We start from the raw sequence: 14,737 nt of genomic DNA on the forward strand, positions 1-14,737 counted from the left end.
CGCCCGCCGCCACCAGCGCCCGGGCCGCCGCGTCCGCGGCCTCCGTGGCGTCGTCGAGCAGCAGCTGGTTGAGGCGGTCGAGGACGTCGGCGACGCGGTAGCCCTCGCGGGCGAGCAGCCGCAGCCAGGGCCGGGCCAGGCCGATCACGACGGCCGCCTCGGGCCCCTTGCCCTGGACGTCGCCGACGGCGAAGCACCAGCGGCCGTCGCCGGCCGGGAAGAGGTCGTAGAAGTCGCCGCTCGGCCCGCCCTTGTCGCACGGCTCGTAGACGAGGGCGCTGCGCATGCCGGGGATCTCGGCCACGGCGCCGGGCAGCAGGCCGCGCTGGAGGACGGCGCTGATGGTGGCCTGGCGCGCGTACTGGCGGGCGGCGCCGATGGCGAGGGCCACCCGGCGGCTGAGGTCCTCGACGAGGCCGGTGATCTCGTCGGTGAAGCCGGCCTTCCCGGAGCGTCCGATGACGAGGGTGCCCAGCGGGCGCCCCCCGGCGACCAGCCGGTACGCGAGGGCCGCGCCGGGCTCCCCCTCACCGAGCGCCCCGCCGGGCCAGGGGTAGTGGACGGGCCCGGACCCGCCGCGCTCCCGACCCCGCTCGAACGGGGACGTCCCCGCCGGTTCGAACGGCTGCGGCGGGTCCTTCTCCAGGACACGGCGCAGCTCCTCGATGCGGTTCTCGCTGCCGTGCCAGACCCGGGCGAGGCGCGGTCCGCCCACGCCGGCTCCCCCGCTCCAGCCGCCGCCGGTGGCCTCGTCCTCCAGCCAGACCGCGCACCAGTCGGCCAGCCGCGGCACGATCAGCTGCCCGGCGAGGGCCGCGACCAGGTCCTCGTCGAGCTGCCCGGCCAGCAGATCGGAGGCCTCGGCGAGAAAGGACAGGGCGCCACGGCCGAGCCAGGCGCCGTCGGGCCCGTGGCGTCCCTCGCGGTTCTCGTGCCGGTCCCGCCAGTCCCGCAGGTCGTTCCAGTCACGCAGGCCGTCCCCTTCTCGTACGTCCGGCCGGCCCCGGGACGCTCCGCCCTCACGCGAGCCCCAGTTCTCTCCGTGTTCACGCGAGCCCCAGGCCTCTCCCGCCTCACGCAAGTCCCACGGCTCTCCCTCGCCACGCCGGCTCCCCTGCGCCTCCTCCGCCTCGTCGTCCGGGTGCGGCTCGGGTGCCAGGATCTCCGCCACCCGCAGGCCGTGCGCCAGCGCGTGCTCCCCGGCGTACGCCTCGATCTGCTCGCCCGCCGTGCACCCCCCGGCGGGCAGCCGGGCCCAGACGGTCTTGCGTCCCGTGCGGTACGTGATCCCCCACGCCTCGGAGAGCGCGCCGACGAGCCGCAGGCCGCGCCCGTGCTCGGGGGTGTCGTGCGGAGTCTCCGGCTCGCCGCCGCGCGGCGCGCGGGAGGGGTGGTGGTCGGAGACCTCGACGACGAGCGCTGCCGTGTCCGGGGCGTCGCCCTCCAGCCGGCACTCCATCTCGACGTCGGTGCCCGCGTGCACGACGGCGTTGGTGACGAGTTCGCTGACGACGAGCGCAGCGTCGTCGGCGAGGCGGTCGGTGAGGTGCTCGGCGCCGGGCAGACCGAGCCCGGTCCACTCGGTGAGCGCCGCGCGCACCAGGGCTCGGGCGGCGCCCGGCGCGAGCGAACTGCCGGGCAGGGTCGCGCACGCCCGCGCACCTCCCGGCGCGTGCGCCTGCGCACGGGGTGCGGGCTCCTCGGAAACGGGCCCCTCCTGGACGGGCACGGGCGTCTCCCCAGCGTGTGCAGGCGCCTCTGAGGCACGGGAGGCGGTCTCCCGTTGCGTCGGAATGGCCCCCATGGACAGCTCCCCGGGCAGTTCGTACGAATACGCCACAGTCGATGCCGACAGAGTGACAGACTGACCCCGCCCATAAGCGCCGAGTTACCGAAGTGGGCCGCCATGAGTGAGAACCGTGCTACTCCTGTGGTCGAAGACCGGTACGAAGACGGTCAGATTCGTGCATCCGATCTGCGTCCCCTGCTCGCCGCCATGACAGCCGCCCGCGACGGCGACTTCACCAAGGTGCCGGAATCCGGCCACGGGATGGTGGCCGAACTCACCGCGGTCTTCAACCAGATCATGGACCGCAGCGTCCACTTCAGCACCGAGGTGCAGCGCGTCAGACGGGAGCTGGTCCGCCACGGCCGGCTCGACGAGCGGCTCTCGGCCAGCCCGGGCCAGGGCCTGTGGACGTCCCGGGTCAACGACGTGAACCAGCTGCTCGAAGCCCTGGTCGCCCCGGCGGCGAACGCCACACGCGTGCTGGACGCGGTGGCCGGCGGCGATCTGACCCAACGGGTCGATCTGCACGACGGGACGCGGCAGTTACGCGGTGACCTGCGGCGGCTGGGCCGGGCCGTGAACAAGATGGTGGACCAGCTCTCGCTGTTCACCGGCGAGGTGACGCGGGTCGCCCGCGAGGTCGGCACCGAGGGGCGGCTCGGCGGCCGGGCCAAGGTGCAGGGTCTGTCGGGCAGTTGGCGGGACGTCACGGAGGCCGTCAACACGATGGCGTCCCGGCTGACGGCCCAGGTGCGGGACATCGCGGCGGTGACGACGGCGGTGGCCCGGGGCGACCTGACCCGCACGGTCACGGTCGAGGCTACCGGCGAGCTGCTGGAGCTGAAGCTGACCGTCAACACGATGGTGGACCAGCTGTCCGCCTTCGCCGACGAGGTCACCCGCGTCGCCCGCGAGGTCGGCACCGAGGGCCAGTTGGGCGGCCGGGCGCAGGTGCGGGGCGTCTCCGGGGTCTGGAAGGACCTGACCGACAACGTCAACTTCATGGCGTCGAACCTGACCTCGCAGGTCCGCAACATCGCCCAGGTGACGACGGCCGTGGCCAACGGCGACCTGTCCCAGAAGATCACCGTCGACGCGCAGGGCGAGATCCTGGAGCTCAAGTCGACCATCAACACGATGGTGGACCAGCTCTCCGCCTTCGCCGACGAGGTCACCCGTGTCGCCCGCGAGGTCGGCACCGAGGGCAACCTCGGCGGCCGGGCCCAGGTCCGGGGCGTCTCCGGCGTCTGGAAGGACCTCACCGACAACGTCAACTTCATGGCGGACAACCTCACCTCCCAGGTGCGGAACATCGCCCTCGTGTCCACCGCCGTCGCCCAGGGCGACCTGGGCAAGAAGATCACGGTCGAGGCCAAGGGAGAGATCCTGGAGCTGAAGTCCACGATCAACACGATGGTCGACCAGCTGTCCGCGTTCGCCGACGAGGTGACCAGGGTCGCCCGCGAGGTCGGCACCGAGGGCAACCTCGGTGGCCAGGCCCAGGTCCGGGGCGTCTCCGGCGTCTGGAAGGACCTCACCGACAACGTCAACTTCATGGCGCTGAACCTGACCTCACAGGTCCGCAACATCGCCCAGGTCACCACCGCCGTGGCCAACGGCGACCTCTCGAAGAAGATCACGGTCGACGCCCGCGGCGAGATCCTCGAACTGAAGGACACCGTCAACACGATGGTGGAGCAGTTGCGCGCCTTCGCCGACGAGGTGACCCGCGTGGCCCGCGAGGTCGGTACCGACGGACGGCTCGGCGGCCGGGCCCAGGTGCTGGGCGTCTCCGGCGTCTGGCGCGATCTCACGGACAACGTCAACTACATGGCCGACAACCTCACCTCGCAGGTGCGGAACATCGCCCAGGTCGCCACGGCCGTGGCGCAGGGCGACCTGTCCCGGAAGATCGACGTGGACGCGCGGGGCGAGATCCTGGAGCTGAAGACCACCATCAACACGATGGTCGACACGCTGTCGTCCTTCTCCTCGGAGGTCACGCGCGTCGCCCGCGAGGTCGGCTCCGAGGGCCAACTGGGCGGCCAGGCCCGGGTGGAGGGCGTCTACGGCACCTGGAAGCGCCTGACGACCAACGTCAACGAGCTCGCCTCCAACCTCACCACCCAGGTCCGCGCCATCGCCGAGGTCGCCTCCGCCGTGGCCCAGGGCGACATGTCCCGCTCGATCACGGTGGAGACCCAGGGCGAGGTCGCCGAGCTGAAGGACAACATCAACCTGATGGTGGCCAACCTGCGCGAGACGACCCGCGCGAAGGACTGGCTGGAGTCCAACCTGGCCCGGCTCGCCGCCCTGATGCAGGGCCACCGGGACCTGATGGAGGTCGCCGACCTGATACTGCGCGAGCTGACCCCACTGGTGAACGCCCAGTACGGCGCGTTCTACCTGGCCGACCCGGAGGAGGACGGCGCGACGGTCCCCACCAAGGGCCTGGCCTTCATCGCCGGCTACGGCGCCGCCCAGGACGCGACCGTCGAGACAGGCGGCCTGCCCGTGCACGGTCTGGTCGCGCAGGCGGCCCGGGAGAAGAAGCGCATCCTGGTCGAGGGCGCCCCGCCCGACTACATCAAGATCAACAGCGGCCTCGGCGAAGCGGCCCCGACCACGATCGTCATCATCCCGATCCTCTTCGAGGACAAGCTCCTCGGCGTCATCGAGCTGGCCTCCTTCTCCCGCTTCTCCGACGTGCACCTGGCGTTCTTCGACCAGTTCGTCAACACCATCGGCGTCGCCATCAACACGATCATCGCCAACTCCCGCACGGAGTCCCTGCTCGGCGAGTCCCAGCGCCTGGCCATGCAGCTCCAGGAGCGCTCGGACGAACTCCAGAAGCAGCAGGGCGAACTCCAGCGCTCCAACGCCGAACTGGAGGAGAAGGCCGCCCTGCTGGCCACGTCCTCCCAGTACAAGTCCGAGTTCCTGGCCAACATGTCGCACGAGCTGCGCACGCCGCTGAACTCGCTGCTGATCCTGGCCCGGCTGCTTTCCGACAACCCGGACGGCCACCTCTCCGACCAGGAGGTGCAGTTCGCGACGACGATCCACCGCTCGGGCTCGGACCTGCTCCAGCTGATCAACGACATCCTCGACCTGTCGAAGATCGAGGCGGGCCGGATGGACGTACGCCCCAAGCGGCTCCCCCTGATCAAACTGCTCGACTACGTGCACGCCACCTTCCGCCCGCTCACGCTCGACCGCGGGCTGGCCTTCGAGGTCGCGGTCGGCGAGGACGTACCGCGCGAGATGTACTCGGACGAACAGCGGCTCCAGCAGATCCTGCGCAACCTGCTCTCCAACGCGATCAAGTTCACCGCGTCCGGCAAGGTCGAGCTGCGGGTGGACCGGGTGCAGGACGCCGAGCACCGCTGGGTCCGGGACACCGACGACGTCGTCGCGTTCACCGTGTCCGACACCGGCATCGGGATCGCGCCGGAGAAACTCCCGGTGATCTTCGAGGCGTTCCAGCAGGCCGACGGCACCACCAACCGCAAGTACGGCGGGACCGGCCTCGGCCTGTCCATCAGCCGGGAGATCGCGGGCCTGCTCGGCGGCCGGATCGTCGCCGAGAGCGAACCCGGCAAGGGTTCCACCTTCACCCTCTACGTCCCGGTCGTCAGCCCCGGTCACACGGCGCCGGTGCCGGTACCGGTCCCCGAGGACCGCACCGACCCGCTGCCCCTCCGCCCGGCGACCGAGCCGTTCCCGGTGGCGCACGACCCGGACGACGCCTGGCCGTCCCCGACCAAGCTGGAGGCGTGGACGTCCGGCCGGCCGGGCCGCATCCTGGCCGGCCGGCGGGTGCTGATCGTCGACGACGACATCCGCAACGTCTTCGCCCTCACCCACGTCCTGGGCCGGGTCGGCATGACCGTGCTGTACGCGGAGAACGGCCGCGAGGGCATCGAGACGCTGGAGCGCAGCGGGGACGTGGAACTGGTCCTGATGGACATCATGATGCCGGAGATGGACGGCTACGAGACCATCTCCGCGATCCGCCGCACACCCCGCTGGGCGGGCCTGCCGATCGTCGCCCTGACCGCGAAGGCGATGCCCGGAGACCGGGAGAAGTCCATCGCCCGGGGCGCCAACGACTACGTGCCCAAGCCGGTGGACATCGACGGCCTGCTGACGGTCGTGTGCGAACTGCTGGACCCCGAGGGCACGGAAGAAGAGGCATGAGCAGCACGGCCACTCACCCGGAACGCGCCGGAATCCTCCTCGTCGACGACATGGAGGACAACCTGACCGCCTTGGAGGCCGTCCTCGCCTCCCTCAACGAGCCGCTGATACGCGCCCGTTCCGGCGAGGAGGCGATGAAGGCCCTGCTGCGGCAGCCCGTCGCCCTGGTGCTGCTCGACATCCGCATGCCCGGCATGGACGGCTTCGAGACGGCCGCCCACATCAAACGCCTCGACCAGACCCGTGACGTCCCGATCATCTTCCTCACCGGCGCGGACGACGACTCGGGCTACGCCTTCCGCGGCTACGCGACCGGCGCCGCGGACTACGTGACCAAGCCCTTCGACCCGTGGGTGCTCAGGGCCAAGGTCAGCGTCTTCCTGGACCTCTACCGAAAAGGCAGAGAGGTGGAACGCCTCAGGACGGAGATCCAGGACCTGAAACGCCGTGTGGAGGAAGGCACCTAGGGGCGCGGGGAACTGCGCGAGCGACCACAACGAACCCGCAGCCGCTCGATCAGCCCCAGCACCCCCTACGCCTCGCGAGAGCCCTCGTACATCTCCTCGATCAGATGCTTGTACTCCCGCTCCACCACCGGCCGCTTCAGCTTCAGACTCGGCGTGATCTCACCGTGCTCGACGTCGAGATCCCGCGGCAGCAGCCGGAACTTCTTGATGGTCTGCCACCGCTGAAGCCCCTCATTGAGCTGCTTCACGTACCCGTCGACCATCTCCACGGTCCGGGGCGCCGCCACGATCTCCGCGTACGGCTTGCCCTCCAGCCCGTTGTCCTTGGCCCACTCGGTGATGGCGACCTCGTCGAGCGCGATGAGCGCCGTGCAGAAGTTCCGGTCGGCCCCGTGCACCAGGATGTTGGACACGTACGGGCACACCGCCTTGAACTGCCCCTCGACCTCCGCCGGGGCGATGTACTTGCCGCCCGAGGTCTTGATGAGGTCCTTCTTGCGGTCGGTGATCCGCAGGTACCCGTCGGCCGACAGCTCCCCGATGTCGCCGGTGTGGAACCAGCCGTCCGGCTCCAGCACCTCCGCGGTCTTCTCGGGCAGGTTGTGGTAGCCCTCCATGATGCCCGGGCCGCGCAGCAGGATCTCGCCGTCGTCGGCGATCCGCACCTCCGTGCCGGGCAGCGGCTTGCCGACCGTGCCGGTGCGGTAGGCCTCGCCCGGGTTCACGAAGGACGCCGCCGAGGACTCGGTCAGGCCGTAGCCCTCCAGGATGTGGATGCCGGCGCCCGAGAAGAAGTAGCCGATCTCCGGCGCGAGGGCGGCGGAGCCGGAGACGCACGCCCGCAGGTTCCCGCCGAAGGCCTCGCGGATCTTGGCGAACACCAGGGTGTCGGCGACCTTGTGCTTGGCGCCGAGACCGAACGGCACGGACGCGGTCCCGGTCCGGCGGAAGTTGTCCTGCGAGACCTTGGCGTACTCGCGGGCCACCTCGGCCGCCCACTGGAAGATCTTGTACTTGGCGCCGCCGCCCGCCCGGGCCTTCGCCGCCACGCCGTTGTAGACCTTCTCGAAGATGCGGGGCACGGCCGCCATGTACGTCGGCTGCACCACCGGCAGATTCTCGATGATCTTGTCGACCCGGCCGTCGACGGCGGTGACGTGCCCCACCTCGATCTGCCCGGAGGTCAGCACCTTGCCGAAGACGTGCGCGAGGGGCAGCCAGAGGTACTGCACGTCCTCGGCGCTGACGAGCCCGGTCGCGGCGATCGCCTTCGCCATGTACGACCAGTTGTCGTGCGGCAGCCGCACACCCTTGGGGCGGCCCGTGGTGCCGGAGGTGTAGATGAGGGTGGCCAGCTGGTCCTTGGTGATCGCGCCGACCCGCTCCTTGACGAGGTCGGGGTCCTTCTCCAGCCGGGCCGCGCCGCGCTTCTCCAGCTCGTCCAGGGTGAGGATCCAGTCGGCGGTCTCCACCCCGGCCGCGTCGATCACCACGACATGCGTCAGCCCGGGCAGCTCGGCGCGCTTGTCCTTGGCCTTGGCCAGCTGCTCGGCGTTCTCCGCGATCAGGACGCGGCTCTCGGAGTCCGACAGGATGTACGCGGACTCATCGGCGTTGGTCTGCGGGTACACCGTGGTGGTGGCCGCGCCGGCGCACATGATGCCGAGGTCGGCGAGGATCCACTCGATCCGGGTGCCGGCGGCGAGGGCGACGCGCTGCTCGGGCAGCACACCCAGCTCGATGAGGCCCGCCGCGATGGCGAAGACCCGCTCGGCTGCCTGCGCCCAGTTCAGCGACTTCCAGTCGTCCGGGCCCTGGCCCGCCGACGACGGGACCGGATACCGATAGGCCTCGGCGTCCGGCGTGACCGTCACGCGCTCCAGGAAGAGGCCCGCCACGGACGGCGGACGGTTCTCGATCAGGGTCTGTGCGTCGCTCACGACATCCTCCGGGGCCCGCGACAATGCGGCTGGCTCAGGTGCGGCTGGGTTCACTCACGCGCTCTTGTTTAACTCGCGAGTAACTATCGAGCAGGGATCAGAGTAAAGGGCGACCGGCCCCCGCGTAAGGGGCCGCGGCCTGTCACTTCCTACAGAGAGCTACCCCGCGGACGCACAGGGGCCCGCCGCACTTTCGCACGGCGGGCCCCTGTTCAACCCGGATTGCGGTGTAACCCTCGGTAATCCGTGATTACTTCTTGCCCTTGCCCGACCCCGCACTGTCATCGCTCGACAGGACGGCGATGAAGGCCTCCTGCGGAACCTCTACGGAACCCACCATCTTCATCCGCTTCTTGCCTTCCTTCTGCTTCTCCAGCAGCTTGCGCTTACGGGAGATGTCACCGCCGTAGCACTTGGCGAGGACGTCCTTGCGGATGGCGCGGATGGTCTCGCGGGCGATGACCCGGGAGCCGATGGCGGCCTGGACCGGCACCTCGAAGGCCTGCCGCGGGATGAGCTCCTTGAGCTTGGCGACGAGCCGTACGCCGTACGCGTACGCCTGGTCCTTGTGGGTGATCGCCGAGAAGGCGTCGACCTTGTCGCCGTGCAGCAGGATGTCGACCTTGACCAGGCTGGAGGTCTGCTCGCCGGTGGGCTCGTAGTCGAGCGAGGCGTAGCCGCGGGTCTTGGACTTCAGCTGGTCGAAGAAGTCGAAGACGATCTCCGCGAGCGGCAGGGTGTAGCGGATCTCGACCCGGTCCTCGGAGAGGTAGTCCATGCCGAGCAGGACCCCGCGCCGGGTCTGGCACAGCTCCATGATCGAGCCGATGAACTCGCTGGGCGCCAGGATGGTGGCCCGCACGACCGGCTCGTAGACCTCCGAGATCTTGCCCTCGGGGAACTCGCTCGGGTTGGTGACGGTGTGCTCGGTGCCGTCCTCCATGAGGACGCGGTAGACCACGTTCGGCGCGGTGGCGATGAGGTCGAGGCCGAACTCGCGCTCCAGCCGCTCCCGGATCACGTCGAGGTGCAGCAGGCCGAGGAAGCCGACGCGGAAGCCGAAGCCGAGGGCGGCGGAGGTCTCCGGCTCGTACACCAGCGCGGCGTCGTTGAGCTGGAGCTTGTCCAGGGCCTCGCGCAGCTCGGGGTAGTCCGAGCCGTCCAGCGGATAGAGCCCGGAGAAGACCATGGGCTTGGGGTCCTTGTAGCCCCCGAGCGCCTCCGTGGCCCCCTTCTGCTGGCTGGTGACGGTGTCACCGACCTTGGACTGGCGGACGTCCTTCACACCGGTGATGAGGTAGCCCACCTCGCCGACGCCCAGACCGTCGGCCGGCAGCATCTCGGGCGAGTTGGTGCCGATCTCCAGCAGCTCGTGCGTGGCGCCGGTGGACATCATCCGGATCCGCTCGCGCTTGTTGAGCTGGCCGTCGATGACACGGACGTACGTCACGACGCCGCGGTAGGAGTCGTAGACCGAGTCGAAGATCATCGCGCGGGCAGGGGCGTCCTTGACGCCGACCGGCCCCGGCACCTCGGCGACGACCTTGTCGAGCAGCGCCTCGACGCCCAGGCCCGTCTTGGCGGACACCTTGAGGACGTCATCCGGGTCGCACCCGACCAGGTTGGCGAGCTCCTCGGAGAACTTCTCGGGCTGCGCGGCCGGCAGGTCGATCTTGTTCAGCACGGGGATGATCGTGAGGTCGTTCTCCATCGCCAGGTAGAGGTTGGCGAGGGTCTGCGCCTCGATGCCCTGGGCGGCGTCGACCAGGAGGATGGTCCCCTCGCACGCGGCGAGCGACCGCGAGACCTCGTAGGTGAAGTCGACGTGCCCCGGGGTGTCGATCATGTTGAGGATGTGCGTGTTGTTCTTGTCATGGGTCGGAGCCCAGGGCAGACGCACCGCCTGTGACTTGATCGTGATGCCACGCTCGCGCTCGATGTCCATGCGGTCGAGGTACTGGGCGCGCATCTGCCGCTGCTCGACCACTCCGGTCAGCTGGAGCATCCGGTCGGCGAGCGTGGACTTGCCGTGGTCGATGTGCGCGATGATGCAGAAGTTGCGGATCAGAGCCGGATCGGTACGGCTCGGCTCGGGCACGTGGCTGGGGATCGCGGGCACGCAGGGTCCTGATTCTTGAGGCGTCCGCAGTGTCTGCGGTCTCGGGTCGGATCGATACGTAGCCTCCATGGTCCCACGGGTGGGGACCACGGACGGGTTTGGGCCGCGGAAGGGGCCGCTGGTAGCCTGGGTGGCTGTGCCTCGTGCCCTCTCGCAGGAGGCGCTACCTCAAGAAATCACCCGGTGCGGGAAGCGCGCGGTTGCGTGCGCCCTCGTGCCAGAACCTGAGAAGGCTCATTCGTGGCGAACATCAAGTCCCAGATCAAGCGGATCAAGACCAACGAGAAGGCCCGGCTGCGCAACAAGGCCGTCAAGTCCTCCCTGAAGACCGCGATCCGCAAGGCCCGTGAGGCTGCTGCCGCGGGTGACGTCGAGAAGGCCACCGAGTACCAGCGCGTCGCCGCGCGTCAGCTCGACAAGGCCGTCTCCAAGGGCGTCATCCACAAGAACCAGGCCGCCAACAAGAAGTCGGCGCTGGCTCAGAAGGTCGCCGCGCTCAAGGGCTGACATCTGATGTGACGCCGGAGGGAACCGAGCGGGCCCTCTCTCATCCGCTCCCGTCCGGCACCCCTCGGATCCGCGCGCGGCCTGCGTTCGCCACGCGGGCGCGGATCCAGCAGCTTGAACCGAAGGCCCCGCCTTCCGCTCTTCCCCAGAGCGGCCGACGGGGCCTTCGGCCTGTTCAGGACCAGAATTCGTTGTTCTTGTCGATGTCCTCGACGCATTCGTCGAGGTCGGTGACCTTGTCGCCGACGATCCGGAAGATGATGCAGCCGGTGTCGTCGAGGCTCTTGCCGTTGCGCTCGGCCGTGAAGCGGGTCATGCCGACCGCGTGACCACGGCCGTCCACACCGATGCCGATCAGTTCGGCCCGCATCGTCCCGTTCGTCTCCGCGCCGAGCCGTTCGTACATCTCGATGATCGAGTCCACCCCTTTGAAGTCGCCCGACAACGGGTGATCTCCGGGCACGTGGTGGGTGGCGTCCCCGGCGATCAGTCCGCGCAGGGTGTCCATGTCACCGCGTGAGAAGGCCTCGAATCCCTTGCGGACCAGCGCTGCGTGCGGGTGTTCAGCCATGGTCTTCGCCGCCTCTCCGTCACTTGGCGTCGTCCGGCTGATACACCCGATTCTCCTCTTCGGCAGGAGGAGGGCGACTCGATCACGGCACAGTGGAAACATGGACACAGACGACAATGGCGCGCCGGTCCTGGTCCGCGTGGCGACCAGACTCCCCGCCCAGGACCTGGAGCGGGCGCGGCGCTTCTACTCGGAGAAACTCGGTCTGGATCCCGTGGACGAGCGGCCCGGCGGGCTGCTCTACCGGTGCGGCGGCGCGGAGTTCGTCGTGTTCCGCTCCACGGGATCCTCGCCCGGCACGTTCACGCAGATGGCCCTTGAGGTCGAGGACATCGAGGCCGCGGTCGCCGAGCTGCGGCGGCGCGGCGTCGTCTTCGAAGAGGTCGACGCTTCCGGCTTCCGCACCCGGGGCGGCATCGCCGAAATCGAGGGGAACTACCCGAGCAAGGGCGCCCGGGCCGAACGCGGCGCCTGGTTCCGCGACAGCGAGGGGAATCTGCTGGGGGTGGGGGAGCCGGTTCTGTGAGGCGGGGGTGCCTCCGGACTTCCGGCGCGGACCGGCCAGAACGCGGCGGAGGAAGGTGCCTCCGCACTTCCGGCCCGGACCGGCCAGAACGCGGCGGAGGTGAGTGTCTCCGGACCTCCGGCCCGGACCAGCCAGGACGCGGCTAGCCGCGTCCTCTGGAGCGGGCCGCCCGGGCGATGGTGACCACTGCCTTCTCCAAGGCGTACTCGGGGTCGTCTCCCCTGCCCTTCACCCCCGCGTCCGCTTCGGCCACGGCCCGCAGCGCGATCGACACGCCGTCCGGAGTCCAGCCCCGCATCTGCTGACGCACCCGGTCGATCTTCCACGGCGGCATGCCCAGCTCCCGCGCCAGGTCGGCAGGCCGCCCCCCGCGTGCGGACGACAGCTTCCCGATCGCCCGGACGCCCTGTGCGAGCGCGCTCGTGATCAGCACCGGCGCCACCCCGGTCGCCAGCGACCAGCGCAGCGCCTCCAGGGCCTCCGCCGCCCGCCCCTCGACCGCCCGGTCGGCGACCGTGAAGCTCGACGCCTCGGCCCGCCCGGTGTAGTACCGCCCGACGATCGCCTCGTCGATCGTCCCCTCGACGTCCGCGACCAGCTGCGACGCCGCCGAGGCCAGCTCCCGCAGGTCGCTGCCGATGGCGTCGACGAGTGCCTGGCACGCCTCCGGCGTGGCGGATCGCCCCATCGTCCTGAACTCGCCCCGCACGAACGCCAGCCGGTCCGCCGGTTTCGTCATCTTGGGGCAGGCGACCTCACGCGCCCCCGCCTTGCGCGCCGCGTCGAGCAGCCCCTTCCCCTTCGCCCCGCCGGCATGCAGCAGTACGAGGGTGATCTCCTCGGCGGGAGCGCCCAGGTACGCCTTCACGTCCTTGATCGTGTCGGCGGACAGGTCCTGCGCGTTGCGTACGACGACGACCTTGCGCTCGGCGAAGAGCGACGGGCTCGTCAGCTCGGCGAGCGTGCCGGGCTGCAACTGGTCCGGGGTCAGGTCCCGTACGTCCGTGTCGGCGTCGGCGGCCTTCGCGGAGGCCACCACCTCCTGCACGGCACGGTCGAGGAGCAGGTCCTCCTGGCCCACGGCGAGCGTCACCGGGGCGAGGGGGTCGTCATTCGCAGTCTTCCTGGCCATCGCGCCAAGCATCCCACGCGCCACTGACAGCGGGCCCCGACGGACCCGGACGTGCGGCGACGCCCGGCCGCCCGCCCACCGGGACGGCGACCGCTACGGCTCCTCCCGCCAGCCCTCCCACTCACCGGCCAGCCCGTCCAGCTCCCCGGCGTCCAGCCGCTCGTCCTCGTCCCGCAGGACGACCAGCCACTGCGCGTCCTCGGCGTCGTCCTCCCCGGCCAGCGCGTCCCGGACCAGCTGTGGCTCCTCGACGACTCCGAACCGCACCCGCAGCGCCTCCACCACCTCTTCCGCCGCGTCACGGTCGGGCAGCACCAGCACATGTCGTACATCGCTCACGCCGGACATTGTCCGACACCGCGTCGCGGTCATGCCGCTCAGCCCTTGCGGACGACCTGGACGTCGAGATCGACCTTGATGCTCGGCCCCACCACCGCGATGCCCCGCGCCAGCATGGTCTGCCAGCTCACGGTGAAATCGTCCCGGTGCAGCTCGGTCGTGGCCCGGCAGGCCGCCCGCACCTCGCCCTCCATGCCGTTGCCCAGCCCCAGGTACTCCGTGTCCAGTGTGACCGTCCGCGTCACGCCGTGCAGCGACAGCGCCCCCGTCACGGCCCACCGGTTCCCGCCCTTGTGCAGGAACCGTTCGCTGTAGAACTCCAGCGTCGGGAACCGCTCGACGTCCAGGAAGTCCGCCGAGCGCAGATGGTCGTCGCGCATCCTCATGTCGGTGTCGATGGACGCCGCGTCGATCACCACGTGCATCGCCGAGCGCTCCACCGGATCGGCGACCCGTATGACCCCCGCGAACGACTTGAACCGCCCGTGGATCCGGGCCAGTCCGATGTGCCGCGCGGTGAAGCCGATGGAGGAGTGCGCCGGCTCGATCTCCCAGTCACCGGCGTCGGGAAGCTCCGGCGGCCGGGCCACCTGGAGCGTCACGTCCCCGAGGGACGCGAGCGTGTTCTCGGCGACCTGCGTGGTCGCCCGGTAGGGCGTGTAGCCCTCCGCCGACACCGCGAGCCGGTATTCGCCCGCGGGCACCGTCGTCACGAACGACCCGTACGGGTCCGCTCCCCCGCTGACCACCGGCCGCCCCGCGGCGTCCGTCACCGCGAACTCCGCGTGCCGGACCGGCTCGTTGACCGGGTCCAGCACCCGGCAGGCCAGCACTCCCGCACTCGGCGGTGTCGGCACCGCCGCCAGGGGACTCGTCCGTTGCACCCGGCTGGTGCGGCTTCCCCGCCAGCGGCCGATCATCCACGACTCCCTGAGTGGCTCGAAATCGCCTGTTGATCACTGTTGATCACACATTGCCGAAGACGCATTCGACCACTGGTGAGGCTTTCGAGGCAACACGGGACCACATAACGGGAATCCAGCAGATGTGCTGGTACTGCGCACGAGTAGCCCCGCGTGGTCCCGTGGGGTCCCGTGTGGCTGCATGTGGCCCTGTGTGGCCCTGTGTGGCCCTGTGTGGCCCTGTG

At 70.0% G+C, this 14,737-nt stretch carries 11 protein-coding genes; 4 read left to right on the top strand and 7 right to left on the bottom strand.

All coding sequences use genetic code 11. The features are described 5' to 3' along the window. The coding region (locus GTY56_RS22635; RefSeq protein WP_161367159.1) for an ATP-binding protein at positions 1–1,804 on the bottom strand (1,804 nt) is incomplete at its 3' end. Between the two features lie 192 nt (positions 1,805–1,996). On the opposite strand from GTY56_RS22635, the gene GTY56_RS22640 reads away from it, so the two are divergent. Further along, positions 1,997–5,989 (top strand): HAMP domain-containing protein, encoded by a 3,993-nt coding sequence (locus GTY56_RS22640; protein ID WP_161367160.1) that lies wholly within the window; start codon positions 1,997–1,999, stop codon positions 5,987–5,989. Next, positions 5,986–6,456, top strand: coding sequence for a response regulator (locus GTY56_RS22645; RefSeq protein WP_161367161.1), 471 nt, complete (start codon positions 5,986–5,988; stop codon positions 6,454–6,456). The genes GTY56_RS22640 and GTY56_RS22645 overlap by 4 nt, the downstream gene beginning before the upstream one ends. A 65-nt stretch (positions 6,457–6,521) precedes the next feature. Here GTY56_RS22645 and GTY56_RS22650 read toward each other — a convergent pair whose 3' ends face one another. Together GTY56_RS22650 and lepA are read right to left on the bottom strand one after the other, a co-directional pair. Further along, entirely contained in the window at positions 6,522–8,396 is a 1,875-nt protein-coding gene (locus GTY56_RS22650; protein WP_161367162.1) for an AMP-binding protein, read from the bottom strand. A 250-nt stretch (positions 8,397–8,646) separates the two neighbouring features. Further along, positions 8,647–10,515, bottom strand: coding sequence for a translation elongation factor 4 (lepA, locus tag GTY56_RS22655; protein WP_161367163.1), 1,869 nt, complete (start codon positions 10,513–10,515; stop codon positions 8,647–8,649). Between the two features lie 240 nt (positions 10,516–10,755). Here lepA and rpsT point away from each other — a divergent pair, with 240 nt between their 5' ends. Continuing rightward, entirely contained in the window at positions 10,756–11,022 is a 267-nt protein-coding gene (gene rpsT / locus GTY56_RS22660) for a 30S ribosomal protein S20 (RefSeq protein ID WP_033306356.1), read from the top strand. 175 nt (positions 11,023–11,197) lie between these two features. On the opposite strand, the gene GTY56_RS22665 is transcribed toward rpsT, so the two are convergent. After that, positions 11,198–11,593 (bottom strand): nuclear transport factor 2 family protein, encoded by a 396-nt coding sequence (locus tag GTY56_RS22665; protein ID WP_161367164.1) that lies wholly within the window; start codon positions 11,591–11,593, stop codon positions 11,198–11,200. 100 nt (positions 11,594–11,693) lie between these two features. On the opposite strand from GTY56_RS22665, the gene GTY56_RS22670 reads away from it, so the two are divergent. Next, a complete protein-coding gene (locus tag GTY56_RS22670; protein ID WP_161367165.1) occupies positions 11,694–12,119 on the top strand; it encodes a VOC family protein in 426 nt (141 codons plus the stop codon). Positions 12,120–12,261: 142 nt separating this feature from the next. Here GTY56_RS22670 and holA read toward each other — a convergent pair whose 3' ends face one another. The 3 genes from holA to GTY56_RS22685 all read right to left on the bottom strand — a co-directional run bounded on the left by holA (position 12,262) and on the right by GTY56_RS22685 (position 14,510). After that, positions 12,262–13,251 carry a DNA polymerase III subunit delta gene (holA, locus tag GTY56_RS22675; RefSeq protein WP_202510590.1) on the bottom strand — a complete coding sequence of 330 codons (990 nt, stop codon included), beginning with the start codon at positions 13,249–13,251 and terminating at the stop codon, positions 12,262–12,264. Between the two features lie 93 nt (positions 13,252–13,344). Next, a complete protein-coding gene (locus GTY56_RS22680) occupies positions 13,345–13,590 on the bottom strand; it encodes a hypothetical protein (RefSeq protein ID WP_161367167.1) in 246 nt (81 codons plus the stop codon). A 38-nt stretch (positions 13,591–13,628) separates the two neighbouring features. Beyond that, on the bottom strand, positions 13,629–14,510 hold the full coding sequence (locus tag GTY56_RS22685) for a YceI family protein (RefSeq protein WP_161367168.1): 882 nt from the start codon (positions 14,508–14,510) through the stop codon (positions 13,629–13,631). Positions 14,511–14,737: the final 227 nt, after the last annotated feature.

The sequence above is a fragment of the Streptomyces sp. SID5643 genome (genome assembly GCF_009872555.1).
Classification (GTDB): Bacteria; Actinomycetota; Actinomycetes; order Streptomycetales; family Streptomycetaceae; genus Streptomyces; species Streptomyces iakyrus.